The organism is Microcoleus sp. AR_TQ3_B6, assembly GCF_036702785.1.
Taxonomy (GTDB): Bacteria; Cyanobacteriota; Cyanobacteriia; order Cyanobacteriales; family Microcoleaceae; genus Microcoleus.
The window spans coordinates 27,631-53,467 of the sequence record NZ_JAUBVJ010000058.1 but is presented as its reverse complement, the minus strand read 5'-3'; the positions used below and the strand labels follow the sequence as shown (position 1 = coordinate 53,467).

Annotated in this window: 21 protein-coding genes and 1 tRNA gene; 13 read left to right on the top strand and 9 right to left on the bottom strand. The window is 44.6% G+C overall.

The annotated features are described in order from the left end of the window. The first annotated feature begins 77 nt into the window (after positions 1–77). Entirely contained in the window at positions 78–305 is a 228-nt protein-coding gene (locus QUB56_RS24415) for a TniB family NTP-binding protein (protein WP_332958725.1), read from the top strand. Between the two features lie 139 nt (positions 306–444). Here QUB56_RS24415 and QUB56_RS24410 read toward each other — a convergent pair whose 3' ends face one another. The 3 genes from QUB56_RS24410 to QUB56_RS24400 all read right to left on the bottom strand — a co-directional run bounded on the left by QUB56_RS24410 (position 445) and on the right by QUB56_RS24400 (position 5,093). Then, positions 445–4,701 carry a hypothetical protein gene (locus QUB56_RS24410; protein WP_332958723.1) on the bottom strand — a complete coding sequence of 1,419 codons (4,257 nt, stop codon included), beginning with the start codon at positions 4,699–4,701 and terminating at the stop codon, positions 445–447. A 144-nt stretch (positions 4,702–4,845) separates the two neighbouring features. Then, on the bottom strand, positions 4,846–4,995 hold the full coding sequence (locus tag QUB56_RS24405) for a hypothetical protein (RefSeq protein WP_332958722.1): 150 nt from the start codon (positions 4,993–4,995) through the stop codon (positions 4,846–4,848). Positions 4,996–5,022: 27 nt separating this feature from the next. After that, positions 5,023–5,093, bottom strand: a tRNA-Cys gene (locus QUB56_RS24400). Positions 5,094–5,294: 201 nt separating this feature from the next. Here QUB56_RS24400 and cpdA point away from each other — a divergent pair. The 3 genes from cpdA to QUB56_RS24385 all read left to right on the top strand — a co-directional run bounded on the left by cpdA (position 5,295) and on the right by QUB56_RS24385 (position 8,686). Beyond that, entirely contained in the window at positions 5,295–6,074 is a 780-nt protein-coding gene (gene cpdA / locus QUB56_RS24395; RefSeq protein ID WP_332958721.1) for a 3',5'-cyclic-AMP phosphodiesterase, read from the top strand. Between the two features lie 191 nt (positions 6,075–6,265). Beyond that, on the top strand, positions 6,266–7,744 hold the full coding sequence (locus QUB56_RS24390) for an alpha-amylase (protein ID WP_332958720.1): 1,479 nt from the start codon (positions 6,266–6,268) through the stop codon (positions 7,742–7,744). 165 nt (positions 7,745–7,909) lie between these two features. Then, positions 7,910–8,686 (top strand): SDR family NAD(P)-dependent oxidoreductase, encoded by a 777-nt coding sequence (locus tag QUB56_RS24385; protein ID WP_332958718.1) that lies wholly within the window; start codon positions 7,910–7,912, stop codon positions 8,684–8,686. Positions 8,687–8,928: 242 nt separating this feature from the next. Here the strand turns inward: QUB56_RS24385 and cofG are convergent, their stop codons facing one another. After that, positions 8,929–9,882, bottom strand: a complete 954-nt coding sequence (gene cofG / locus QUB56_RS24380; protein WP_332958714.1) for a 7,8-didemethyl-8-hydroxy-5-deazariboflavin synthase subunit CofG — start codon at positions 9,880–9,882, stop codon at positions 8,929–8,931. Positions 9,883–10,243: 361 nt separating this feature from the next. Between cofG and psbA the strand changes: the two genes are divergently transcribed. The 4 genes from psbA to QUB56_RS24360 all read left to right on the top strand — a co-directional run bounded on the left by psbA (position 10,244) and on the right by QUB56_RS24360 (position 14,960). After that, positions 10,244–11,326: a photosystem II q(b) protein gene (gene psbA, locus QUB56_RS24375; protein WP_332958712.1), complete on the top strand. Its 1,083-nt coding sequence runs from the start codon at positions 10,244–10,246 to the stop codon at positions 11,324–11,326. Positions 11,327–11,612: 286 nt separating this feature from the next. Next, positions 11,613–12,110, top strand: a complete 498-nt coding sequence (locus tag QUB56_RS24370) for a GNAT family N-acetyltransferase (protein ID WP_332958710.1) — start codon at positions 11,613–11,615, stop codon at positions 12,108–12,110. Between the two features lie 20 nt (positions 12,111–12,130). Then, positions 12,131–13,339: a precorrin-6y C5,15-methyltransferase (decarboxylating) subunit CbiE gene (cbiE, locus tag QUB56_RS24365; RefSeq protein WP_332958709.1), complete on the top strand. Its 1,209-nt coding sequence runs from the start codon at positions 12,131–12,133 to the stop codon at positions 13,337–13,339. A gap of 355 nt (positions 13,340–13,694) precedes the next feature. Beyond that, positions 13,695–14,960 (top strand): tetratricopeptide repeat protein, encoded by a 1,266-nt coding sequence (locus QUB56_RS24360; RefSeq protein WP_332958708.1) that lies wholly within the window; start codon positions 13,695–13,697, stop codon positions 14,958–14,960. Positions 14,961–15,093: 133 nt separating this feature from the next. Here QUB56_RS24360 and cphA read toward each other — a convergent pair whose 3' ends face one another. Both cphA and QUB56_RS24350 read right to left on the bottom strand, forming a co-directional pair. After that, entirely contained in the window at positions 15,094–17,814 is a 2,721-nt protein-coding gene (cphA, locus tag QUB56_RS24355) for a cyanophycin synthetase (protein WP_332958707.1), read from the bottom strand. 338 nt (positions 17,815–18,152) lie between these two features. Next, positions 18,153–19,046, bottom strand: a complete 894-nt coding sequence (locus QUB56_RS24350; RefSeq protein WP_332958706.1) for a cyanophycinase — start codon at positions 19,044–19,046, stop codon at positions 18,153–18,155. A 332-nt stretch (positions 19,047–19,378) separates the two neighbouring features. Between QUB56_RS24350 and trmD the strand changes: the two genes are divergently transcribed. Next, positions 19,379–20,074 (top strand): tRNA (guanosine(37)-N1)-methyltransferase TrmD, encoded by a 696-nt coding sequence (trmD, locus tag QUB56_RS24345; protein WP_332958704.1) that lies wholly within the window; start codon positions 19,379–19,381, stop codon positions 20,072–20,074. A gap of 121 nt (positions 20,075–20,195) precedes the next feature. Here the strand turns inward: trmD and QUB56_RS24340 are convergent, their stop codons facing one another. From QUB56_RS24340 to QUB56_RS24330, 3 genes are read right to left on the bottom strand one after another with little or no spacing between them, the layout of a single operon-like run. Further along, positions 20,196–20,600, bottom strand: a complete 405-nt coding sequence (locus QUB56_RS24340; protein WP_332958703.1) for a hypothetical protein — start codon at positions 20,598–20,600, stop codon at positions 20,196–20,198. A gap of 24 nt (positions 20,601–20,624) precedes the next feature. Continuing rightward, entirely contained in the window at positions 20,625–20,750 is a 126-nt protein-coding gene (locus QUB56_RS24335; protein ID WP_332958702.1) for a hypothetical protein, read from the bottom strand. Continuing rightward, positions 20,744–21,988: an AAA family ATPase gene (locus QUB56_RS24330; RefSeq protein ID WP_332958701.1), complete on the bottom strand. Its 1,245-nt coding sequence runs from the start codon at positions 21,986–21,988 to the stop codon at positions 20,744–20,746. The genes QUB56_RS24335 and QUB56_RS24330 overlap by 7 nt, the downstream gene beginning before the upstream one ends. Positions 21,989–22,356: 368 nt before the next feature. Here QUB56_RS24330 and ispF point away from each other — a divergent pair, with 368 nt between their 5' ends. The 4 genes from ispF (at position 22,357) to QUB56_RS24310 (ending at position 25,798) form a co-directional block, all read left to right on the top strand. Continuing rightward, on the top strand, positions 22,357–22,836 hold the full coding sequence (gene ispF, locus QUB56_RS24325) for a 2-C-methyl-D-erythritol 2,4-cyclodiphosphate synthase (protein ID WP_332958699.1): 480 nt from the start codon (positions 22,357–22,359) through the stop codon (positions 22,834–22,836). 62 nt (positions 22,837–22,898) lie between these two features. Continuing rightward, positions 22,899–23,417 (top strand): hypothetical protein, encoded by a 519-nt coding sequence (locus tag QUB56_RS24320; protein ID WP_332958698.1) that lies wholly within the window; start codon positions 22,899–22,901, stop codon positions 23,415–23,417. Beyond that, complete coding sequence (locus tag QUB56_RS24315) at positions 23,392–23,997, top strand: PIN domain-containing protein (RefSeq protein ID WP_332958697.1); 606 nt, start codon at positions 23,392–23,394, stop codon at positions 23,995–23,997. Before QUB56_RS24320 ends, QUB56_RS24315 begins: the two co-directional genes overlap by 26 nt. 40 nt (positions 23,998–24,037) lie before the next feature. After that, positions 24,038–25,798, top strand: a complete 1,761-nt coding sequence (locus QUB56_RS24310; protein WP_332958724.1) for an ABC transporter substrate-binding protein — start codon at positions 24,038–24,040, stop codon at positions 25,796–25,798. Positions 25,799–25,837: the final 39 nt, after the last annotated feature.

Below are 25,837 nucleotides of genomic sequence, written 5' to 3'. Positions count from 1 at the left end.
CTTTCTTGATAGTTGACCTTCATAAAATATCCCTTATTTTTCTGGCATTGTAGCACTTATTTGGCAAAATGGTATAAATTGTCATAATTCCGCAAGAGTGCGGGGCGAAGGAATTGTTTGGGGTGATGGTTGAGCATTTGAAGTATCAGGTAGTTAAGGGAATGATCGCTGAAATTTCCGATCCCACGATGCGGGTTCTCAAGGGTTGCGGTGTGGAAATGCTGATTATTGATGAAGCGGATCGGTTTAAGTCTAAGACGTTTGCTGAGGTGCGAGATATTTTTAAAAGTTGGAAATTCCGGTGATGGCGGCGATTCTGGCCTTGAATAAGGGATTATCAAGGATTGATTTGGAGACTCTCAAATTAGGATTTGGGGAGCGATCGCTAATCCAGTCCCAATTGTGGAAGCAGATTTAATATCCCTACTTTGTAGTTTGAGAGATTCAGGAAGCCTTAATAATAGTATGTCCATCAAATATATACACATTTCTAAGCCTGTTACTCGGGCTAGGAGAATGACCAGTAATCCCTGACTTCTCTTGATATCCAATTAAAACTATAGCTAATGAACTAGTTTCAAGAAAGTTTTTAAGATAATCACTTTTAATCAAAACACCAGAACTACTTTGTGTAGATATTTCATTAATCTGAATAGTTTTAGACTCATCTAACCAACTAGATTTACCATCCCATTTTAAGTTGTTAAAATTAACTAAATCTGGTACAGGAACCTTCAGGCTGGAAATATATTCATTTTGACTACAATCATATTCCCATTCATTACCTCTCAGAAGTTCAATTGTTGTAGATTGAGCATTTTCTGTACCTATAAGTTCATATCTTAAAGATATTTCTCCAGTTTCAAAACGCTGTTGATAAGCTATTGTCTTGGGGTACTCTGCCATTAATAATTTGTAGTCATGTGCAATATCTAAATCACCAAAGAAGGAAGTATTAGATAATGCTTCTATAATATTCTGAATATCAGAACTAGGTACATAAACACTTCTCAAAATAGTTATTAACCTTCGCTTGGACTCTTGTGCATTAGCTTCATTAGAAATAACTTTCTTTAATGAAGAATCAAGTGATAGATGTACCCATCGTTCTCCTTGATTATCAGTAATTTGTATTATTTGTTCCAGGTCAGGAAAATCTGGCAATGCAATCCATTCATCATGAGTTAACTCGGAAACTGTAGTTAAATCGTAATTAACAGGTTGATACCATTCTGTATTAATCTTTAATTCAGTTGAAAAAGCCCGTAAATCAGTTGGGTCTATATCCCGTAAATCTATACCTTGTAATCTTGGAAGAGAAGTTTCGTTTTCCCATGAATCTATCTGTCTCGGTAAATGATCTGCTAAAACTCCTGCTAAACGCTGCAATAAAATCCAGTAATATTTTTTTCCAAGTCGTTCTACCCAAGTTGGTCGCCCTCTTAAACTACCATATTTATCCATCAGATCCCGATCGTACTCGTAGCATTGTTCATCTAAACCAGGATAGCCTAATTCAGAAACACTTTTAATAAACCAACGATGTATGTTTTGTTGTTCTATTCCTAGATTTTCAAAGCTGTAATAATGACGAAGAACACGAGGTTCTAAAATATATCTGGCAAAATCAGTTCCACCAAATCCACCTGGGAATTCGTCCAGATTCATGTTTGTCTGAAAAGCTTCTTGCTCTTTTAAATGAGCGATGTCTTCTTCTGAGGGAATCTGAATAGGCAGACTGTTGTAAGGTGGTCTAAATTTACTGATATTAATAGTATTATTTAATAGATGACGACTAGAAGCTAATTCAACAATTAATCTTAGCCAATCACGAATAAGAGCATTTTCTGGGATATTACCTATATCAAAAACATGAGTATAAATTGTGTTGGCAACATCCTGAAGTAAATCGTTATCATCTACAAGCAAGATTGAACTATAAGCAGCTAAACTAACTCTTTCTAAGACATAATCATCATCAACATCAAGAAATTTAGTTAAAGTTATTTTAATAATACTAGGATGACTCACAAAAAACCTGGTTAAGCCTTTGGTTGCTCTATCTCGAACTCTTCTATCGGAAGCAGCACAACACCAACTTAAAAACAATGCCCATAAACGACTGCTTTCTTCGCTAAATGAAGATAAATCTGCTTTAAGCGACCATTCAATTAAGCGCCAAGCTCCTTTTTGCTTTTCAAAATCTTCGTGAAGCAAAGCACACCAAAATGGATCTCTAGTTGTTAAATCCTTTTTATTTAGGAAATCATTAATAAATTCAGCATTAAGGGGATGATTGGGAATTGCTGTAATTCCAAAAAGGGAATCTAACATTGTTGAACAACAATTAGAATTAGATAAACCTTCATAAACTAAATCTCTAGTTATTTCAGAAAAACTCTCAATAGCACGCCATTGAAATCCCGAACCAATAATTGGCAATAAAATTTGATAACGATCTATATTGTTATTGTTAATAACATCAGTTAGCTCAAATTTAAATTTTTCAGGTAAAATAATCGAAAATGCTTCTAGCAAGGCTTTATTTTCATTAAAAGTTTCCTTGTCAGAATCAGGTCTAACAATATTGCTTAGTTGAGCAAGTGATGGTATGGCATTGGGATTGGTAGGATTAAGCTGGTTAGTTTCAATTCCTTCCAAGAAATATAAAGCAATTAAAAAGTCTGCTACACGCTCGAATGTAAAGCGACAACACCATTTTTTAGGTGCAAGATGTCTAGTTCTTTGTTCAATAAGAGCAATTAACCCTTCTTTTTCTAATTGAATAAATAGTGAGCGTTCACTATCCTCAACAGAAAATATCTGGTTAACAACTTCCCGGGCTGTCTCTCTTGAAAGTAGTCGAGTTTTTTCTTCAGCCATTTTTGTAGCTAAAGCATTAACAGCCTTAGTAACATTGTCATCTCTGTTATCATAACGACAAACTTCTGCTATTCGTTTATTCTTCTCTTCAAAGAATAAATGTAAAAGATCAGTAAATCCCAGACTACCAAGAGGTATTGATCTAGATTCAATTCCTTGTATAGCTTGACAAACTAAATGTAAAAACAAAGGATTTGCAAACTCGGATTGTAATAATGGTGTAGCTGGTGGTTCTAACTGATAAAATTCAAAAAATTGCTTAATTGCATCAAACTCACGTCCAAGAAAACCATTATGTTCAAACTCAACCCATTCACTTGTTTCACCAAATACTTCATCTAAATAAGTATCCCGACAGGAGACACATAATTTTAATCTGGGAAAGTTAGTAATTTGTTGACATAAAGGTTTTAACCAAGATGTTTTCCATTTTCTTTTTTCTGGTGATTCATTAAGAGCATCAATATAAATTATTGCGGGTTTTTCAGTTGCTTCTGCTGCGGAATCAATCATTCCCCAAAGTTCATCTCGGCTAATATTGCTAGATAATCCCAGTTTATTAAGAATAATTTTCCAAGGTTCATCTCCAGTAAAATCTTCACCATAAAATACTAAACATATTTGTCCTGTTTTACTGATATGTAGAGCGTGATCCACAATAGCGTGGGTTTTACCAACTCCAGCGCAGCCACGAAGGAGCATAAACTGACTTATAGGTAAAAGAAATTTTGGATTACTGCTCCATTCAGCAATTTCATGTAAACATTTAAGTAAATCACGAGTTGTATCTAACTTTGCAGCAGGAAAATTACATTGATGCTCAGCTTGAAACTGTCGAAATTGGGGAGTATCTGCATTTTTACCATGGTTTTCCAGAAGTTCATTGAGAAATATTTCTTCTACTTGTATTATGTTTTCTATTAAATTATTAACCTGTAAGCTTGCTGTCTGTAAATCATTGGAAGATTGAAGATCAATAGGTTTCCTTAAAACAGATGTCAATGAAATAAGTTGATCTGTGATATTTTCAACTGTTTGATAGCTATCCTGGGCTAATTCATTGGCATTTCTAACATGACTATGCCATTCTTGAACATTTTTATTAAGTTCTTGTAAATACTGTTCAACTTGTTTTTGCCAAGTATCTTGATAAGCGAAAGCTTCTAAAGCATCAAAAGCAGGAACATTCACGGAAAGTTTTGGAGAATAACGTTTACCTGCTTGAGCTTCAGCATCATTTAATCGTTTTTTAAGCCAATCATTTGTCATCACTTCATGGTCAAACCAATAGCGACGTAAACCACCTTCTTTATCTACAGCAAGTAAATAATCTCTGAGTTTACTTTCTGTCCAAAATTCAATATCAAGATTAATATTCTTATATCTTAAGTTTTTGAGTTGTTCTTCTTTCCATTCATTAAGTTTTTCTGTTTGGCTTTTTCCTTGCTTGCCTTCTGCTTTTTTTCCTGTAGGGTTAAATGGAATACAGTATATGTATAGGGTAATTTCAGGATGATTATTCACTGCCGTTTCCAGTGAGTTTCTCATTTGATTAAATTCAGAGCTTTCTAATTTATCCTTTTCAAAAAATTTAGATTGAAGTCCCCACTTTTTACCGTTGGGTAAAATCCAAAGTGCTTCAACTCCACCATCACCCCCTGCTCCTCGAAAACGTTGAAATTGGCTTCCTTGCGGTAAGTGAAAGTTTTGAATTGAATTATCAGATAATCGGTGAAATATTTGACATGATAACTCTTCAAATGCGTCTGTCACTCCACGATTATAAGGACGAATATGTTGAAAGTTAATTTCTAGCATTACTTTTGAATAAAAATAGTTTAAACAAGAGATTGTACTTTTCTCATGGGAGAACTGCTATCTTAACCGATTGCTTCTCTAATTTAACCTCCAACTGCTGAGGTATCCAATCCAACCACACCGGAGTGACAGGCTCACCAGACTTTAAGAAATTGTTCCCCTTGCCATATCAAACTCTACCAGATCGATCGCCATGAATGAATTCCACCACAGCATAAACCGCCACGGCGAAACCGGATGCGTATACTCTGGTTCCTTCTCCCTCAATGGACAAAACTCTGTTATCAGTGACAAACAACTTGTTACTGTAGAAATTAAAAAAGGCGGCACCCAGATTTGAACTGGGGGTGGAGGTTTTGCAGACCTCTGCCTTACCACTTGGCTATGCCGCCGTCACGTCTGAAATTTGACGTTTTCTTATAGTACACCAAATCTCGAAAATTTTAACATACCTGTCAAAAATTTCGTAAAGCGCAGCTATCCCCAACGCGCGTGGGTTCCCCAAGGGTAGGGAATCGCCCTTTTTTCCCATATCCCCAAAACCCTTGTGGGAAGCTACTCTAGAACTATAGCAACGACCCGCCACACCAGCCATGACACCAGTTTCTCCCCTACTCGTCGCCCAAATCACCGACACTCACTTGTTTGCAGAGATCGATCGAGAATGGAAAGGCCTCTCAACAACCCGCACCCTCCAAGCAGTTCTCGATCGCTTGCAACAGATACAGCCGCAGCCCGACTTACTCCTACTCACAGGCGACTTGTCCCAAGACGAAACACCCGAATCCTACCAGCGCCTCGTCTCCCTCATCGCCCCCCTCGGAATACCCGCCTACTGGATACCTGGGAACCACGACAACATCCCAGTCATGGCAGAAATCTTAAATCAGCCGCCCCTTTCCCCTGAAAAATCATGGATGCTAGGAAACTGGCAATTTCTATTACTTTCGAGTGTGGAAGCCGGATGCGACGGCGGGCGGCTTTCCCCAGAAAGCTTGCACTGGCTGGACTCTCAACTGCAACAAACCGGCGATCGACCTGTTATCATTGCCTTGCACCATCATCCGCTGCCGATCGACTGTGAAATAATGGATGGAATGATGCTGCACAATGCCAATGAATTTTTAGCAATTGTCGATCGATACCCTCAAATCAAAATAGTCCTCTGCGGCCACATTCACCAAGAATTTCACCAACAGCGAAGCGGAGTTTCCTACTTGGGAACGCCCAGTACCTGTCTCCAACTTTTACCCAAAAGCCATCCGATTATAGTTGACGAAATCCCGCCGGGATTTAGATTGCTTGAATTGGCGATCGACGGTACTTGGAACACCAGAGTTGAGCGAGTTGCCGCGCAATCGCCACCAGATTAATATTTTTCGTTTTGCCTAAAATAATTATTATCAAACTCACATTCTGTTGTCAATACATCAACAGATAGATTGTTTTTAGCAGCCCCATCTATTATGATATTTATAGACCATAGATTGCAGACATAGCTAGAGCGATCGGCAACTAACAAAAATATATCTAGCAACTTTACAAAACAGGCAAAACTAAATATATGTCTCAAGTCAATGGCGTGATGATGCAGTATTTCCACTGGTACAACCCCGCTGACGGCAGCCTTTGGAATCAACTAGCGAAATCTGCAAAAGATTTAGCCAAAATAGGCGTTACATCCCTTTGGTTGCCACCCGCCTATAAAGCAACAAATGGCGATAGTGATGTGGGGTATGCCGTCTACGACTTATTCGATTTAGGCGAGTTCGACCAAAAAGGGTCGGTACGAACGAAATACGGGACAAAAGATGAATATCTGCACGCGATAAAAGCTGCCCAAGATGCAGGAATTCGGATTTATGCCGATGTTGTCTTCAACCACAAATTAGGTGCCGATGCAGAAGAAGAAGCCGAAGCCACACCCTTCCATCCCGATGACCGGAATTCCCCAGTAGGCGAATATCAAAACATCAAAGCTTGGACGCATTTTACTTTTCCCGGTCGCGACAAAAAATATTCCAGCATGGAGTGGCATTGGTGGCATTTTGATGCCATTGATTACAACGTTTACAACACAGAAGCCCATGCCATTTACCTACTCAAAGGCAAAGAATTCGATCGAGGAGTAGACTTAGAAAAAGGCAACTTTGACTACCTCATGGGTTGCGATTTAGATATGGCTCACCCAGAAGTCACCGGCGAATTAAAATACTGGGGTGAGTGGTATGTCGATACAACAAACGTTGACGGCTTTCGCTTCGATGCCGTCAAACACGTATCAGCAGAATTTTTCCTAGAATGGTTGGAACACGTCCGCCACTATGCCCAACGCGACCTATTTGCCGTCGGCGAATATTGGTCTTATGAAGTGGAAGCTTTGCACTCCTTCATCGAAGCAACGAACGGTAAAGTAGCCTTATTTGACGTACCCCTCCACTACAACTTCCAGGCTGCTAGCAAAGCCGGCAATAGCTACGACTTACGAACAATTTTTGATAACACCCTCGTCCAAGACCAGCCCACCCTCGCCGTTACCTTGGTTGACAACCATGATTCCCAACCCTTACAATCCCTAGAATCGGTTGTCGAGGCTTGGTTTAAACCCCTTGCCTACGCTTTAATCCTGCTGCGGCGCGAAGGATATCCGTGCATTTTTTACCCGGATTATTACGGCGCTAACTATAAGGATAAAGCAAATGATGGCAATGAATACGAGATTTGGTTAGACAAACATCAGTTTCTTCTTGATAAATTCTTGTTAGCGCGCCAAACTTATTCCTACGGCAATCAGTACGATTACTTCGACCACGCCAACACCCTTGGCTGGACGCGACTCGGAGATGAAGAACATCCGGGCGGCATGGCTGTGGTACTCAGTAACGGAGGCGATGGTACTAAGTTTATGGAAGTCGGACAACCGAATCGAACTTATATTGACATTACCGAACACATCCAAGAACCAATCGCAACTAATGAGGATGGTTGGGCTGATTTTAGGTGTAACGCCGGTTCAGTGTCTGTCTGGGTTCCGCAGCCGTAAGGACTGTGTTAACGGTAAAAAGTAAAAAGCAACATATCTTTTTACTTTTTGCTTTTATATCTTTGATAACTAAAATCTATCTATAGTTAGGACTAAAGTTCTCTCTCTAGTTCTATTTTTAGGCTATGCGATCGTATATTATAATGTGATTTTACATAAAAAATTATGAAACTCTCACAAAAAGTTGCCGTTATTACCGGCGGAGGGTCGGGGATTGGTCGTGCAGCAGCAATTTTAATGGCCAAGGAAGGCGCAAAAGTTGCTATTATCAATCGCACTTTAGAAACTGCGCAAGAAACCGTCCGCCAGTTGGTCGATGAAGGAGGCTGCGGGCTAGCTGTTGCAGCAGATGTGGCCGATTCGATGCAAATGCAACAGGCATTTCAAACTATTTTTGATGAATATCAAAGAATTGATATTTTGTTGGCAAATGCAGGTATTAACGGTGTATGGTCGCCGATAGAAGAGATAGAACCCGAAGAGTGGGACAAGACAATTAATACCAACCTCAGAGGAACATTCTTGGCTGTTAAGTATGCTGTTCCTTATCTGAAAAAACAAGGAGGTTCTATCGTCATTACATCGTCGATTAATGGCACCAGAAGTTTCAAGAAAGTTGGCGCCACAGCTTACTCTTCCAGCAAAGCGGCCCAAGTAGCTTTAGCGAAAATGCTGGCGCTAGAACTTGCCCCCAGCAAAATCAGAGTAAATGTTATCTGTCCGGGCGCGGTCGAGACTGACATTGATGAAAGCACGGTTAAGCGCAATCTTGATGACATTCCACTCGAGCCTGAAGCCATTCAAGACCTGATTCCTTTGACGGATAATACTCCCGGTTCTAGCGAACAAATAGCCCAATTAGTTTTATTTTTAGTATCCGATGCGTCCAGCTTTATCACAGGCACTGAAGTGTGGATTGATGGTGGCGGTTCTTTGATTTAAAATCTCTATAGCAGCAATTTAAAGAATATTGCTACCAATTACCCATTACCCATAATTAATGACTGACTATCAAGCAATTTGAGCCGGGGCCCCCGGATTTATCAGTAGGCTCAATTGTTCAATCGAAAATCGAAAATCGAAAATCTAAAATCGGTAGGCTCAATTGTTCAATCGAAAATCGAAAATCGAAAATCTAAAATCGGTAGGCTCAATTGTTCAATCGAAAATCGAAAATCGAAAATCTAAAATCGATTGAGTCTCCAGTGTTTAACAGCAGTTTGCAATGTCTGCGGCAGCCACTTATCGTACTGAGGATAAACAGGCAAACGCTGCACGAGTTGCCATCCCGATGCTGCTAAAATTTCTGTTAAAGTTTGGTGTTGCAGGTGAGGATAATCGGGATTAACTTCATCCCGCGGTCCAATTCCTCCTAAATCTCTAGCACCTGCTTCTAAACAAGCCAGCAATATCTCTGGCTGTGCAACTAAATTTGGCGGAATTTGCAACCTGATTTCAGATGGTAAAATGCTGCGGGCGATCGCAATTACTTCGGGCATTTTTGTAGAATCAAAAACTTCACCGTCCCAACTTTGCTGATTTCCCGGACTGTGTGGCTGGAGGATAACTTCTTGAATGTGATTGTAACGCGAATGAATCCGGGCGATCGCCTTTAATGTCTCAATCCAATCGGCCTCACTTTCCCCAATTCCCAGCAGCAAACCAGTTGTAAACGGAATCTTTAATTTCCCAGCCCATTCTAACTGTTGCAGCCGCAGCGCCGGCACTTTACTCGGTGCGTGCCGGTGAACAGTTTCTAACAAATGTGGGGCGAGTTGTTCTAGCATCAGCCCCATCGATACATTGACCTTTTTTAACTGTGCCATCTCCTCAAAGCTGAGCGGGCCCACATTAGTATGCGGCAAAAATCCCAGACCAAGTGCCAGTTCGCACAAATCATAAATCCGCTGCAACCAAGCTTTTCGCCGTTGACTGTGAGGGTGTACCTCGCCGCTGAGGATGAGAATTTCAATTACACCTTGAGTTTGCAACAGCAAAAGCTGTTTTTCGGCGGATGGTAGTGTCAGCCAAGGACTTTGCAGGGGTTCTGCCCGAAAATTGCAATAGGTGCAGCGGTTAAAACACTCGTAAGTGGGAACCAGAGTATAAGCAGGGCTGTAGGTGACGGTGCGGGACATTCCTTGGGACTTTTATCGATCGGACTTGCGCAACAACATATATCTGTACAGTGCGAGTTTTGCGGTTGGCGATCGCAACCCTTCATCTATCTTAACACGGACGCCAGTCCCCAATCTCGTTGCTCCGGTAGATTATGAGCATTCTTCTGCTCGTTCGATCGCCCGCAAATTCCGCCTTCTGCTTTTAAACTCCGGATACAGCAGGCCTTATAGCTTTTGATAAGCCTAGCTTATGATAACTATAAGAAAAAATGTGCTTAAAAGTCCTTTACAAACTGAAATAAAAGCTTTATGTTTATTTACATGGCGGAACACAAAGCCGTCACGAACATTGAAAACCAAATAAAGCAATCATAAGCAAATGACAACAACCTTACAGCAACGCGAAAGCGCCAATCTGTGGGAACAGTTTTGCAACTGGGTCACATCCACCGACAACCGCATTTATGTAGGCTGGTTCGGCGTCTTGATGATTCCTACCTTGCTAACTGCCACCATCTGCTACATCATCGCCTTCATCGCTGCCCCTCCAGTGGACATCGACGGCATCCGCGAACCAGTAGCAGGTTCCTTAATGTTTGGTAACAACATCATCACAGGTGCTGTTGTTCCTTCATCAAACGCGATCGGCTTGCACTTCTACCCAATCTGGGAAGCAGCTTCCCTCGATGAGTGGTTGTACAACGGCGGCCCCTACCAATTGGTAGTATTTCACTTCCTGATCGGCATTTTCTGCTACATGGGTCGTGAATGGGAACTGTCCTACCGCTTAGGTATGCGTCCTTGGATCTGCGTCGCTTACTCTGCACCAGTTGCAGCAGCCACCGCAGTATTCTTGATCTACCCGATCGGTCAAGGTTCCTTCTCTGACGGTATGCCCTTGGGTATCTCCGGCACCTTCAACTTCATGATCGTGTTCCAAGCCGAGCACAACATCCTGATGCACCCGTTCCACATGTTGGGAGTAGCTGGTGTCTTCGGTGGTAGCTTGTTCTCCGCCATGCACGGTTCTCTCGTTACTTCTTCTTTGGTTCGTGAAACAACCGAAACTGAATCGCAAAACTACGGTTACAAATTCGGTCAAGAAGAAGAAACCTACAACATCGTTGCAGCCCACGGCTACTTCGGTCGTTTGATTTTCCAATACGCTTCTTTCAACAACAGCCGTTCTTTGCACTTCTTGTTAGGTGCATGGCCAGTAGTAGGCATCTGGTTTACCGCTTTGGGTATCTCCACGATGGCTTTCAACTTGAACGGTTTCAACTTCAACCAATCGATTATCGACTCTCAAGGTCGCGTCATCAATACTTGGGCTGATGTCATCAACCGCGCTAACTTGGGTATGGAAGTAATGCACGAGCGCAACGCTCACAACTTCCCTCTCGACTTGGCTGCTGGCGAAACAACTCCCGTAGCAATGGTTGCTCCTTCTATCAATGGCTAAGTTTTAGCTATCGATTGACAAAAAGCGCTCCTAGAAATAGGGGCGCTTTTTGTTTGGGGAAAATATTTTTCAAACAGTCATGGATCCATGTACCCGTCGGCGAAGACACCGCAACTACAAAAATAAACAGTTCGCGATCGCACTCCTATCAAAGAAACCGGCTTTTTTACCCAATCTACGGGGTGCAACCCATCTTTTCATAAAAAACCCGGTTTCTGACCACCCGTGCCTCCTGGACTAATATTGATAGGTGCGATCGCCCTTGAATCCAACATCAATAATCCCGATGATATTTGAAACAGAGAGATTAGTTTTGAAACCGATTGTGGAGAGCGACCTCAACACGCTTCATAGAATTTTTATCGATGCCTATGTGAGGAGATATCTGTGCGACGGCGAAATTTGGTCGCTACAAAAGGTTGAAGAAATGCTTGCCGAAAACAAAAAGCTGTTTGCCCAAAATCAATTCGGTATGTGGTTTATCGAAACTAAGAGCGATCGAGAAACTATTGGATTTGTTGGTTTGTGGTATTTTTTTGAAGAAGCACAGCCCCAGTTAGTTTACGCACTGCTGCCGAAAGCACTTAAAAAAGGTTACGCTACTGAAGCATCAACCAAAATATTGGATTATGGTTTTGATGAACTTGGCTTTAACTATCTTGTCGCAAGTTGCGATCGCCCAAACATTGAGTCGCAAAAAGTCGCAGAAAGACTCGGAATGAAACAAGTAGAAGAAAGAATTATGAATGGAAATCCGATATTATTCTTTAGAATCGATAAGTAGTAATTAGCAGTAAAGGCGCAATGCACAAATGGCTTTCGGTGGTGGGGATTGGCGAAGATGGACTTTCGGGGCTCGGCCCGATCGCCTCTACCCTCCTCTCTCGATCTCAAGTCGTTGTTGGTGGCGCCCGTCACCTAGCAATGCTACCAACCGACGATACCCGCGAAAAATTGGTTTGGGCATCGCCTTTGCAGACAACAGTTGACGACATCCTCCGCCGCCGGGGACAGTCTGTGTGCGTGCTCGCAAGCGGGGATCCCATGTGTCACGGCATCGGCGTCACGCTGTCGCGCCAGATTCCCATGGAGGAAATGACTGTGATTCCGGCGGTATCGGCTTTTAGTCTTGCTTGCGCCCGTTTGGGTTGGCCGCTGGCCGAAGTTGAGACTTTCAGTTTGACAAATCGCCCGATCGCATCGATCGCCCTTGCTTTGTCGCCCGGGGCGCGCTTGCTGGTGTTGAGCGCTGACAGACACACGCCGGGAAAGGTGGCACAATTCTTGACGCAGCAGGGGTTTGGCAGCAGTTTGATGACCGTGTTCGAGCGGATGGGATCGGAATCGGAACGGCGGATCGAGGGGGTCGCAGCAGCCTGGAATGCAGCGGATTTGGCGGATTTGAACGCGATCGCGATCGCAGTTGCAGCCGATCGCGAAACTGTGATTTTCCCTCGTACCTCGGGTTTGCCGGATGCTGCTTATCGCCACGACGGACAACTTACCAAGCGGGAGGTTAGAGCCGTTACTCTGTCAACGTTAGCACCGATTCCCGGAGAGTTGCTTTGGGATGTGGGGGCGGGCTGCGGCTCGATCGCGATCGAATGGATGCGGAGTTATCCTCGGTGCAGGGCGATCGCGATCGAACGCCATCCGACTCGATTGCAATACATCGCCCAAAATGCCTCGACTTTCGGCGTTCCCGAACTCGAAATCGTGGCGGGAGAAGCGCCGGAAGCCCTAACAAATTTGCCTCAACCGAATGCTATCTTCATCGGTGGCGGTGTCACCGCAGAAGCTGTGCTGGAAACTTGCTGGAATGCTTTAGGTGAAGGCGGTCGATTAGTTGTTAATGCGGTGACAGTTGAGAGCGAGTTGAAAGTTTTGCAATGGCACGATCGTTATGGCGGGGAACTAATTAGAATTGGGATTCAGCGATTAGGGGCGATCGGTTCTTTTCAGGGTTGGAAACCGCTTGCACCGGTGACTCAGTGGGCGGTAGTTAAAAGCTAAAGTAAAATATTCCGAGGGCGCCATCTATAGCCTTTCTCAGATAGATGAGGTACAAGTTTAGATTTGAGATTTGAGATTGGAGATTTTAGATTGGGGGATTGGGGGATTGGGGAATTGTTAATTAATTGGTGAATACCTCATCTTTCCGAGAACCGCTATAAAATAGAGTAAGGTGCGTCAGATGCCTCAACCCTTAATAATCGCTCTCTAACTCCGCCTGAGGCCACCTACGAGTTGATTTGAGTATGATACTTGGCTTGAGCCCGATTAAAGTAAAATATTCTGAGGGCTCCATCTAAAATGTCAAATCTCAAATCTAAGAACTCAAATCTCAAATCTCATGAGACGTTAAAAAATGAGTTTTTATTACCGACTGTCAGCAGCGCTAATCACGGCAACAATTGCGAGCGTGCAACCTGAACTTGCTGTCGCGCAGTTGTCAGCACAACAAGTGGAAGAAATTGACAGAAATGAGTGCAATCCGTCAGGAGCAATCGATTTCAATGAAGCTATTCGCCTCAATCCTAACGATGCTGAAGGGTACAACGGTCGGGGTGCTGTCCGCTATGACCAGGGAGATATAGAGGGTGCGATCGCTGATTACAACGAAGCTATTCGGCTCGCTCCTAGCTATGCTGCAGCCTACGGGAATCGGGGTTATTTGCGCTCACAACAGGGAGATATAGAAGGTGCTATCGCCGATTTTAACGAAGCTATTCGCCTCGCTCCTAATGATGCTGATGCTTACTACAATCGCGCTTTTGTTCGTTCACAGCAGGGAGATCTAGAGGGTGCGATCGCCGATTACAACAAAGCTATTCGCCTCAATCCTAACGAGGCTAAGGCTTACAACTATCGCGGTTTTGTTCGCTCGCAACAGGGAGATATACAGGGTGCAATTGCCGACTACAACGAAGCTATTCGCCTCGATCCTAACTATGCTGAAGCTTACAGCAATCGCGGTTTTGTTCGCTCACAGCAGGGCGATAAACAGGGTACGACCGCTGACTACAACGAAGCTATGCGCCTCAATCCTAGCTATGGTAAAGTTTACGGAAATCGGGGTTATTCCCGCTCACAAGAGGGAGATATACAGGGTGCCATAGCCGATTTTAACGAGTTTATTCGCCTCGATCCTAATGATGCTAAGGCTTACAACTATCGGGGTTATTTGCGCTTACAAGAGGGAGATATACAGGGTGCCATAGCCGACTACAACGAAGCTATTCGCCTAGCTCCTAAGTATGCTGATGCTTACTATGAGCGGGGTTATTCCCGCTCACAAGAGGGAGATATACAGGGAGCGATCGCTGACTACAACGAAGCTATTCGCCTCAATCCTAAGTATACTTATGCTTACTTCAATCGGGCTCTGCTCCGCGATGAACTGGGAGATAAACAAGGTGCACTAGCCGATTTCAACGAAGCTATTCGCCTCGCTCCTAACGATGCGGATTCTTACTACAAGCGCGGTTTTGTTCGCTCACAACAGCGAGATATACAGGGAGCAATAAATGATTTTCAGAAAGCCTCTGAGTTGTATCAGCAACAGGGAAATACCGATTCATACAGAGATGCACAAAATGCAATTAGAGAACTCCAGAAAGATCTTGAAGTCTAACTATTTATCATAGGTACGCACCCCTCGATTACCAATTACCGGGCGTACCTCATTTAACTGAGAATTTATATAAAAATAGGTTGGGTGTCCTAAAAGTTCAACCCAACCTATTAATTAAATGAGACTTAAGAGTTTAGCCTTGATTCACCACAGTCGGTTTTAAACTTTCCTGTGACTTCGATCGATCTAAACCATTTTGAACTTCCACAGATTCCTTAATCGGTTTCCGGGCTTCAATTAAACTCAAAGCTTTGTTGACACCTTCAGGTAAAATCACTACTAAACTGCCGGCCGGCGCCTCGTCTAAAGCCTTGTTAACGGCCGTTGTTTCGTCGAGAATCAACTCGTATTCAACTTGAGATTTGTTTGCGGTTCCTGTAGAAATCGCCTCTGCAATTCCCTGGCAAATTAACTGTGCCACAACACCCGGCTCTCGCCCGCGCCTGTCAATATCTTCCTTCACAATAATGCGATCGAACATCTCGGCCGAAAGTTTGCCCAGCGTGACAAAATCTTCATCTCGCCGATCGCCCGGGGCGCCGACTACCCCGATCCGCTGTCCCGGCCAATTCAGCACGAAACTGCCCAAAGCTTTGTAGCTGTGGGGGTTGTGGGCGTAGTCTAGCAAAGCGTGATAGTTGCCCAATTTAAACAAATTCATCCGTCCGGGAGTTTGACCCACGGATGCTTGGAAGCTTGACAAAGCCGATCGAATATCTTCTATTTTCAATCCTTGGGCAAAAGCCGCCAAACAAGCTGCTAAAGCATTAGCAATCATAAACGGCGCCCGCCCGCCCATCGTCAGCGGCACGTTCACAGCCTGCTCAATTCTCAGCGTCCAATCGCCTTTCAAGATCGACAAATACCCATTTTCGTAAATCGCTGCCAGCCCGCCCGCAGCGGTATGTTTGGCAACCAGTTCGTTGTCCGGGTTCATCGAAAAATATGCAATTTGAGCCTTGACACGCTGCGCCATTTGTGATACTAGCGGGTCGTCTGCATTTAAAACTGCATAGCCTTTGGGCATTACCGACTCGACGAGGACGCTCTTGAGTTTGGCCAGTTGTTCCACGGTGTCGATGTCGCCAATTCCCAAGTGATCGGCCGCGACGTTCAAGACGACGCCGACATCGCACTGATCGAAGCCGAGGCCCGAGCGCAAAATTCCGCCTCTAGCCGTTTCCAGCACCGCTACTTCCACCGTTGGGTCAGACAAAATCAATTGAGCACTCTGCGGCCCGGTATTGTCTCCGGTTTCTACCAAATAATCGCCGATGTAAGTGCCGTCGGTAGTCGTGTAGCCAGTAATCTGACCGGTCTGCTTGACAATGTGGGCAAGCAGGCGAGTGGTTGTAGTTTTGCCGTTGGTTCCGGTTACCGCTAAAATCGGCACCCGGCTGGGTTGAGGCGAGGGGAAAAGCATATCGAAGACGGCGCCGGCGACGTTGCGGGGTAAACCTTCACTCGGGGCGACGTGCATTCTGAAACCGGGTGCTGCGTTGACTTCGACGATGACGCCGTTGACATCGCGCAGGGGTTGGGAGATGTCGGGAGTTACTACGTCAATCCCGGCGATGTCCAAACCGATAATTTTGGCGACTCTGGAAAACAGCCAGACGTTTTCTGGGTGGATTTCGTCGGTGCGATCGACTGCAATTCCACCGGTACTCAAGTTTGCTGTCGCGCGCAAAAATACTCTTTCGCCCGCGGGCACTACGGAGTCCATCGCGTATCCTTGTTTTTCCAGCAAATCCAAGCACAATTTGTCGATCGTGATCCGGGTGAGCACGTTATCGTGTCCGTCTCCTCGCTGCGGGTCGCGGTTTACTTCTTCAATAAGCTGTTCTACTGTAGACTTGCCGTTGCCCACGACGTTAGCGGGGACTCGTTCTGCCACTGCTACGACTTGCCCGTTGACTACCAATACTCTGTGGTCGCGGCCGACGTAATAGCGCTCGACAATGACGCTTTTTGTTTTTGATGCTGCGCTGGCTAAGTCGTAGGCTTCTTCTGCTGTTTCCCAGGAATTGATGTCGATCGTAATGCCGCGGCCGTGGTTTCCGTCTAGGGGTTTGAGGACGATCGGATAACCGCCGACATCTTCGATCGCCCCGCGCAATTCGTCCAAATAATGAATCACCGTTCCTCTGGGAACCGGCACACCGGCGCTGCCGAGGATATTTTTTGTCCCTTCCTTATCGCAGGCTAGTTCTACCCCCAAAACTCCCGTGCGGTTGCTCAGAGTTGCCTGAATCCGCTTTTGGTGAACCCCGTAGCCGAGTTGAATCATAAACCGGGCGCTCAACGGTATCCAAGGAATGCCGCGAGCTTCTGCTTCCTTGATCAGTGTTTCCGTACTCGGTCCGAGTGCCGCCGACGCCGCAAACTCTCTCAGATCTCTCAAATCTTGGACTAATTCTGCTTCTGGATAAGTGCCAGTATCGGCAATCCTCTGGCACATCCGCACGCCCGCCCGGGCGGCATAGCGACCTGCCTGTTCGTTTTGATACTCAATTACTACTTGGTAAATGCCTGGGGTCGCAGTTTCGCGGGTACGGCCGAACCCGACCGGCATTCCTGCCATTTGCTGAAGTTCTAGGGCTACGTGTTCGATTACGTGTCCCATCATCGTGCCTGCTTTGACACGTTGCAGGAAGCCTCCCTTATGGCCTGGAGAACAGTGATGCTCGTCCAAACTCGGCAGCGTCGCGATTAATCCTTCGTAGAAGCCAGGTATTTCCGATGTGGTTTTATCTGCCAACTCTTCTAAATCCAGACGCATCAGGACTAGTTTGTGGCGTCGGATGCTCCAGTAGTTGGGGCCGCGTAAGGTCTGGATTTTAAGTATTTTCATGACAGTTAGAGGGGTATGGGTCGGGAAATCTTATAGATAATTGGAGCATTTATTCAATTTCGATCTACATTGCTCGCTAGACTGTTCGTAGCGAACAGTTTGCGAGTGAATTTCCAGTTATGGGCCACCGAATTGAAAATTCATGCCCCAGCGATCGGGTAAAAACAAGTACAGGTCAATCGCCGGCAAAAACTCAAAGCCCGAAGGTAGAATTTTCTGTGATTCTGCCTTCTGGCGTCAGCCCGTGGCTGTTTCGGAATCTATTCTATTGTGGTATCGATGATTCGGTTCCAATGCCACTTAATTTCTGCCGAATCAATGCCAAGAGATGTTCTGCGTTAGTTGGCTGTGCGGCATTCGGGAGGCCAGCCCGACTCGGAACAGGCTGCCGATGGCATGGGTTTGCCTAGGGGCATATTGTAGCAATCTCCGTGACACAGAACGTGCAAGCGCATATTGAAGAGACTTAAGGGTTCTGTCGCTCCTACCATAGACTCATTGGTATAAAAATTTTCCCGAGAATCAACAATAGTCACAGTGCCTTTACCGAGAATTTTCATAGTATCGTCTCCCTCAAACAAGGCGCAGGTGTCTTCGTCAATACCAATAGCAAGGCGATCGGGATGGCTGGCCACAGCCGACAGCAAGCGAGCCATGCGGTTACGGTTGTGAAAATGCTGGTCTACGATGATATCGGGAATAATGTTAAGTCCGTTTGCCATGTCTACTAAAGAGCGGTTCGGTGACGCGCCACTTCCGCCGCCTGCAATCATGTGATATCCCATCACCGCAGCACCCGCGCTGGTACCGGCGAGGGTAATCTTGCCTTCGAGAGTTTCTTTGCGAATTTTCTCCATCAGCGGGGTGTCCGCCAGCAGCCCGCAGAGCCTCAGTTGGTCGCCGCCTGTGATGAATACGCCCGTACAATCTTCTAAGTAATCTTTCCAGACGGGGTTTTCGGCTTGTTCGCGTTCGCGGATGTCCACTACTTTAACGGCGCTAACGCCCATTTCGTCAAATATGGTGCGGTAGCGGTTGCTAATTCCTTCGGGATCTCGCGAAGCGCACGGAACGATCGCCAGCCGAGCGTTTGTACCCCCAGCACGGCAAAAAAAGGTATTCAGAATCTCTCGCCCGTGAACTTTGTCTTCGGCTCCCCCGATGACCATAATCGAGGTTTTTGTGCGCTGGGGAATATTGTGTTCAAGGGCTTGAGATGTCAACTGCTGCATGGTGTGTCTTCCTCTGTTGGATGTGAAATTCAATTTTGCCGTGACTGTCGGTAGAATGGGGCTTTTTAAGAATAAATATTTTTTGGTGCCAGCGAGGTGCGATCGCCGATCGCGCGATCCCGCAGTTGTTTGGGGGCGAGTTTACTTGCAGTCGCTGTCATGAAAAACAGATTATTTTTGTACAAAACCGGCCCGCCGACAAAGGAAGAGAATTTAACTTGCCAAAATTTTCAGAAATTATAAGAAATTATAAAGAATAAAGCAATTACTGAAAACTGAACTCCCCCTAAGGGTCAAACTAGAGGTGATGTATCAATGAAATTCCAATAATTGTGCGATTTGACGTTGTTACCCTATTTCCAGAATTTTTCCGGGCTCCCCTGGAGTCGGGACTGATGGGCAAAGCCTTAGCTAAAAAGATTGCTGAGGTGAATTTTGTCAATCCCCGCGATTTTACCACAGACAAGCACCAGCGAGTCGATGATGAGCCTTACGGGGGCGGAGTGGGGATGCTGATGAAGCCGGAACCGATTTTTGCTGCGGTGGAGTCGCTGCCGGTTTTGCCTTCTCGGGAGGTGATTTTGCTGACTCCCCAGGGGGAACCGATGCAGCAGGGGATGTTTCGGGAGTTGGCGGGCGCGCGCGAGCAGTTGGTGTTGATTTGCGGTCATTATGAAGGTGTGGACGATCGAGTGCTGCATTTGGTAACTCGCGAGGTGTCTTTGGGGGATTTTGTGCTCACGGGGGGCGAAATTCCGGCTTTGGCTTTGATTAATGGAGTTTTGCGATTGCTGCGGGGAACTGTGGCGAAGGAAGATTCCCTAAAGTTTGAGAGTTTTGAGGACGGACTTTTGGATTATCCGCAGTACACTCGACCGGCGGATTTTCGGGGATTGAAAGTGCCCGATGTGTTGCTGTCGGGTAATCACGCGGAAATTGCTCGCTGGCGCAGAGAACAGCAAATTGAAAGAACTCGATCGCGCCGAGCGGATTTGTACGATCGGTGGTTGCAGGAGAGGGAAGAATAGGAGAAAGGGCGATCGCACGGGTGGTCAGAAACTGGGTTTTTTGCGGTAATACTTCGTTGCAGTCCACAGATTCGGTAAAAAACCCGGTTATGAAGGTCTTGATGCGTCCAAGACCGTATATTTAAGAGCCTAATAAATTTTGGATTCGCGTTTGTAAGTCTTTGAGTTCACCAGAGCGATCGAGAAGTCCCCGATAATTTTCTAGCGTTTCCAGCATTAACCTTTCTCTCCCCCCTCCCGCAGCTTTAGGATCCCCATAACGACTGAGCAAATCAGCAAAAAAATTATCTTTTACACTCGGATCTGCCCGAATTTCTGACCAATGTTTGTCTAGCTTATCCAAGTGACCCGCTAACACCCACGCTTCCACTTCTTGGCAAGCAGCACAGCACAATAGCTTTGCACCTTTCTCTCTTGCTTCCTTTTCTAATATCGCAAACTCTCTGCTCCGATCTTTACCGTCTGCATCTGGTATAAACAGCAGTAAATATTTGTGAACATAGCTTTCAAAAATGATTTCACTCATCAATTTTTTCGCGTGATTATACCCTTAGAGTCTGGGATTACCCAGCACATCAACCTGCGCGTTTTGCTTGCCACATTCCTTCATCATCCTTTTGATTAAAGGTTTGAGGATGTAGCCGTTATTAGTTGGATCTTCAGGGATGATTAGCACTTTAAAGCTCGTAGAACTCCCTCAAACCAACCTTCGGCAAACAGTTCGCTAATCGGCTGCTTTTGAATCAAATTTAATAAAGCAGGAATTTTGCTGAGAGGGATAATATTAGTTGCTCCTGTGCTTTCATCCCGCTTACAAACAAAAGTAGTGGCATAATCGTCAGGATTCAGCCATTCTAAAATTAAAGGTGAGTGAGTAGTTGCCATAACTTGAACATTCCCAGATTTAGACATCGCCTTCATTAACTCAACTAGAAGTCTCAAGCGAGTTGGGTGAAGACCATTTTCTATTTCTTCAAGCGTAAGAATTTCCGGTAAATCTGGTTGAAAGAAAGCAGCGGTAATCGCGGCAAATCTGAGCGTTCCATCGGATAAAATAGGAGCAGGATAGTCAATATCACCCTCTTTGAGTGCAAACAATGATTCTCCTAATGCACCGGACAAAATGCTAACATCATCGAGTTCTGTGGGGGTTAATTCTTTGAGCCAGGATACAAAAGCAGATTTTTCGGTAACATCCGTAATAATTGTTTTAACTAAAGCTGCGAAATTTTCACCTCGTTCTCCCATGCGTCGCGCTGTATGCGCTTGAGAATAACCGCGCAAAATGGCAGGAGATGGGTCAAGGTGTTGCGTGTTACCGAGGGTAAGCATACACACTGCTATCATCTCGATATGATCGTGTGAACAAGTTTCGTTGCGCAATAATTGATGGAGGACTGAACGAGATTTTTCAAATTTTATATGAGGCGGTTTCCCTCGTTTGCCCTTAAAATAGCGAACTTCTATAAAAGGACTATTGGGATGATTGGAAATGGGTTCAGAATCAAAAATTGGTGAACCATTAACTTGTAATTTTTCACTGCGGACGCATCCTCTTTCTGCTGAAATACTGATAGAGTATTGTATTTCCTCTTCTGGAGCGTTGCGTAATTTAATTGTAACCAAAAACTGGATAGTTTTTTCTTCTGAAGTAGAGTGTCCGCGCGGTGTGAAGGCCGCTTTACTACTACCACCGCGAATCGAATCCCAGACTTCACTGGTAGCATTTTTCGGCTTACCGTTAAAGATTTCATCAATAGTAAATCCGTAAGCAATTCCTTGCAAGACTCGCAAAGCATCGAAAAAGTTAGATTTACCGCTGGCGTTAGTGCCGATAAACAAGTTAAGGTTGCTTAGATTTAATGTTATTTTTTCTAAGCTTTTGAATCCTTCAATAGTGAGGGATTGAATCATAGGGTTTCCTGCGGGGATTTGTGGGAATAAGTGTTGTTTTCTATTTTTTAGATGGTTCGAGCATCTATAACATTAGACAGTAAAAAAAGCTATACCTACAGAATGAGAGCGAACTCTGAAAGAGGAAGCAATCCAAAAATTAGAAATTGAAAAGCAACAGAAATAACGGTTAGCTGCCAAGTTAAGGGAGTTGGGTATTAACCATTAGAAAATTTTATTGTTTGGATATTATATCATCAACCTGAAGGTTTGGGTTGCCACATTCCTTTCCCACAAATTTCGTAAATCAAGACTCTACTTTTTCAGCTATCTCCTCACAAATATGAAATAATTGTTTTTTGGTATACTTTCCCAAACCTTAAATGTATATGAACATCCGCATCGGCAACGGCTACGACATTCACTGCTTAGTTCCCGATCGCCCCCTCATCCTTGGCGGCGTTCACATTCCCCACGAATTAGGCTTATTAGGGCACAGCGACGCAGACGTGCTCACCCACGCTATCATGGACGCTATGCTCGGAGCTCTCAGCTTAGGAGATATCGGGCTGTATTTCCCGCCAACTGACCCGAAATGGAAAGGTGCTGATAGTCTCGTATTGCTGGCACAAGTCAATCAGTTAATATTAGATAAAGGCTGGGAAATCGGCAATATTGATTCGGTGGTGGTGGCGGAACGTCCAAAGCTGAAACCGCATATTGAGCAAATGCGCGATCGGCTTTCTACTGTCCTACAATTAAAACCCGACCAAATCGGCATCAAAGCTACTACAAACGAAAAGTTAGGACCCGTGGGGAGAGAAGAAGGAATTGCAGCCTATGCTGTAGTTTTAGTCTCCAAAAAATAAAAAATTGGTTTGATAGTAGAAGTTGAATTTACTTAAACTTATACGCTAGGAAGGCTGAAACCATGCAAACTGAAACCTTGGAAGTAGAATTACCCATAGATGCGGATATTATCGCGTTGGATAAGGACGATCGGATAGTCGTGCTAATCGAGGTCAAAGTTAATCAAGCTAAAGAAAAGGCAGCCAAACAGAGTATTATCGTTCGCGCGCTCCGACAAATCAAACATTTCCTCTCAAAACTCTCCGAAAAAAATGTGGTAATTCCTTATGCTATGATTGTAAATCTCGAAAATATAATCGTTTTAAAATGGAACGGTACTGTTTTGTCTGAAGCTGTTTTATCGTTAAAAACGGCTGACATCCTTCACTATTATGACTCAAAATTAGGCGATCAGCGGATATTTGAGCCATACCTCACTAGGCTGATTGAAGCATGGTTGCGTGACTTAGCTTATAATTGGAAGTCTGAGATTCCGCCAGCATCGGAACAGATAGCAGCAATCGGTTTGCTGCCGTTGCTAGCAGGTGGAACAACAAAGTCAAGGGTAAAAATTGGTGGCGATTTTATATATAGAAACTAACTTTTTGATGAGTATTGCTACAGGGCGCGATCCTGAGGCCAATAACTTGTTACTGAGTGTACCAACATCAGTCCGCATTGCCATACCTGCTATTTGCTGCATGGAAGCTCTCTCGGCTTTAGAAGACGATATCAAGCGGCGCAACCGTTTTGCCGATGAACAGAAAAAACAAATTAGCCAGCTCAAGCGCGATCTTACTTCGCCTTATGCTAAGTCTCTTTTATTCCATGTAGAAGAGTCTTTGAATGAAAATGAAGGATTGCTCAATAATATTAAAGTACGTCTTTTTGAGGCTCTTGAATTATTGGCTGACAATGTGGAGATGATCGAACTAACACCAGATACACTGCGAGAAAGCTTGAATACAGTTTTTATTGAAGAAGACCCGACAGATAATTTGATTCTCCACTGCATCTTGACTCACGCCCAGTTACACGCTAATGAAGTCAAGGTATTTTTGAGCAATAATACAAAAGAATTTAGTGTAGCGGAAGTTCAAGATGCTTTGCGGGAAGTAGGGATAACCAAGTATTTTTCGCGCACTGAAGACTTTCTCGGTTGGTTACAATCTCAGTCATAGCTGCACGCAGGTGGTAAACTAAAAGATTATGAAAATTTCTATGATGCTACATTCAAGACTGCGCTGGCTGGCGATTTTACTGGCGGCAATTGCCACTATAACTCTGTCTGCGTGCACTCCAGCCCGATCGAACTTAGTAAACAGGCTCATCGTTCCCACCCCCAGCGGCCCGGGTACATTTAACTACCCGCTAAATCAATCTGCATACAGCGTTTTTGGCTATATGTACGAGGGATTGATCAACGAAAACGGCTTGACATCGAACCTAGAGCCCGGTTTAGCCGAGTCCTGGGAAGTTTCTAAAGATGGCAAAAAGATTGTCTTCACCCTGCGAGAGGGATTGAAATGGTCGGACGGCGAACCGATGACTACTGATGATATTATCTTCAGCTATGAAAAGATTTATTTCAATGACAAAATTCCTAGCGGTTTAAAAGATACTCTGAGGGTGGGCATGAGTCGCCAATTCCCAAAAGTTAAAAAAATTGACAGCCGCCGCGTTGAATTTTCCGTTGCAGAACCCTTTGCTCCTTTTATTAGATATGCTGGGGGAATCCCGATTTTACCAGCTCATATTTTACAGGAAGCTGTCGAAAATACAGATGCAGAGGGCAAGCCTAAATTCCTGAGTACTTGGGGCACGGATACTGACCCTAAAAAAATTGTCGGCAACGGTCAGTACCGAATGCTGAGCTATACTCCTAATCAGCGCGTGGTTTTGGAACGAAATCCGTATTTTTGGCGCAAAGATGCTGAGGCAAATCCTCAACCTTACATCCAGCAAATTGTTTGGCAAATTATCGAAAATACTGACAATCAACTGCTGAATTTTCGCTCGGGCGATTTGGATACTCTGAACGTGGAGCCGGAAGTGTTTCCGCTGCTGAAACGGGAGGAAAAACGCGGCAAATATACGGTCTTCAACGGCGGGCCGGATACTGGCAGCGTGTTTATGTGTTTCAATCTCAATAAGGGGCGCAATGCTCAAAATCAGCCGTTTGTAGACCCGGTTAAGTCTCGGTGGTTCGCGACTAAGGAATTTCGGCAGGCGATCGCCTACGGCATCAACCGATCCGCCATGACTAACAATATCTATCGCGGACTGGGCGCACCGCTGCATTCCCCAATTCCGGCGCAAAGTCCGTTCTACCTGTCCCCGGAACAGGGATTGAAAACTTACAGTTACGACTGGCAAAAAGCGAAAGAGTTACTGTTAAGTGCTGGTTTTAAGTATAATAGTAACAACGAATTGTTGGATGCTGAAGGCAACAAAGTGCGATTTACTTTGTTGATGGCTGCGGGTAAAAAAGTGCGGGAACAAATGGCAACGCAAATTAAGCAAGATTTGGGCAAGCTGGGGATGCAAGTTGATACGCAGTTCCTGAGTTTTAACACTTATGTGGAAAAGCTGCGCCTGACGCGGAATTGGGATACTTACTTGGGCGGTTTTACAGGAGGTACTGAACCCCACAGCGGCTACAATATTTGGTCTGTCAATGGGACTTTGCACAGTTTCAACCAGGGCCCGCAAGCCGGAGAACCTCCGATTAAGGGTTGGGAAGTTTACGACTGGGAACGGAAAATCGATGACCTTTACGTGAAAGCTTCCCAGGAGCTTGATGAGGCGAAGCGCAAGGAAATTTATGGGGAGACGCAGCGGATTATAGCAGAACAAGTGCCGTTTATCTATATGGTGAATCCGCTCACTTTTGAGGCGGTGCGCGATCGCGTTTCGGGAATTCGCTACAGTGCCCTCGGCGGTGCTTTCTGGAATTTGTACGAGCTGAAAATAACAGAATAGTTATTACTCAGCACTCCGCACTCAGCATTTATTAGTCTG

Excerpts from the sequence above, each read along its gene's own strand:
- QUB56_RS24385 (WP_332958718.1), top strand. The coding sequence starts at position 7,910 with ATGAAACTCTCACAAAAAGTTGCCGTTATTACCGGCGGAGGGTCGGGG.
- QUB56_RS24340 (WP_332958703.1), bottom strand. The coding sequence starts at position 20,600 with ATGAGTGAAATCATTTTTGAAAGCTATGTTCACAAATATTTACTGCTG.
- QUB56_RS24330 (WP_332958701.1), bottom strand. The coding sequence starts at position 21,988 with ATGATTCAATCCCTCACTATTGAAGGATTCAAAAGCTTAGAAAAAATA.
- cpdA (WP_332958721.1), top strand. The coding sequence starts at position 5,295 with ATGACACCAGTTTCTCCCCTACTCGTCGCCCAAATCACCGACACTCAC.
- QUB56_RS24310 (WP_332958724.1), top strand. The coding sequence starts at position 24,038 with ATGATGCTACATTCAAGACTGCGCTGGCTGGCGATTTTACTGGCGGCA.
- QUB56_RS24390 (WP_332958720.1), top strand. The coding sequence starts at position 6,266 with ATGTCTCAAGTCAATGGCGTGATGATGCAGTATTTCCACTGGTACAAC.
- psbA (WP_332958712.1), top strand. The coding sequence starts at position 10,244 with ATGACAACAACCTTACAGCAACGCGAAAGCGCCAATCTGTGGGAACAG.
- QUB56_RS24320 (WP_332958698.1), top strand. The coding sequence starts at position 22,899 with ATGCAAACTGAAACCTTGGAAGTAGAATTACCCATAGATGCGGATATT.
- ispF (WP_332958699.1), top strand. The coding sequence starts at position 22,357 with ATGAACATCCGCATCGGCAACGGCTACGACATTCACTGCTTAGTTCCC.
- cbiE (WP_332958709.1), top strand. The coding sequence starts at position 12,131 with ATGCACAAATGGCTTTCGGTGGTGGGGATTGGCGAAGATGGACTTTCG.
- cphA (WP_332958707.1), bottom strand. The coding sequence starts at position 17,814 with ATGAAAATACTTAAAATCCAGACCTTACGCGGCCCCAACTACTGGAGC.
- QUB56_RS24370 (WP_332958710.1), top strand. The coding sequence starts at position 11,613 with ATGATATTTGAAACAGAGAGATTAGTTTTGAAACCGATTGTGGAGAGC.
- cofG (WP_332958714.1), bottom strand. The coding sequence starts at position 9,882 with ATGTCCCGCACCGTCACCTACAGCCCTGCTTATACTCTGGTTCCCACT.
- QUB56_RS24410 (WP_332958723.1), bottom strand. The coding sequence starts at position 4,701 with ATGCTAGAAATTAACTTTCAACATATTCGTCCTTATAATCGTGGAGTG.
- QUB56_RS24360 (WP_332958708.1), top strand. The coding sequence starts at position 13,695 with ATGAGTTTTTATTACCGACTGTCAGCAGCGCTAATCACGGCAACAATT.
- QUB56_RS24350 (WP_332958706.1), bottom strand. The coding sequence starts at position 19,046 with ATGCAGCAGTTGACATCTCAAGCCCTTGAACACAATATTCCCCAGCGC.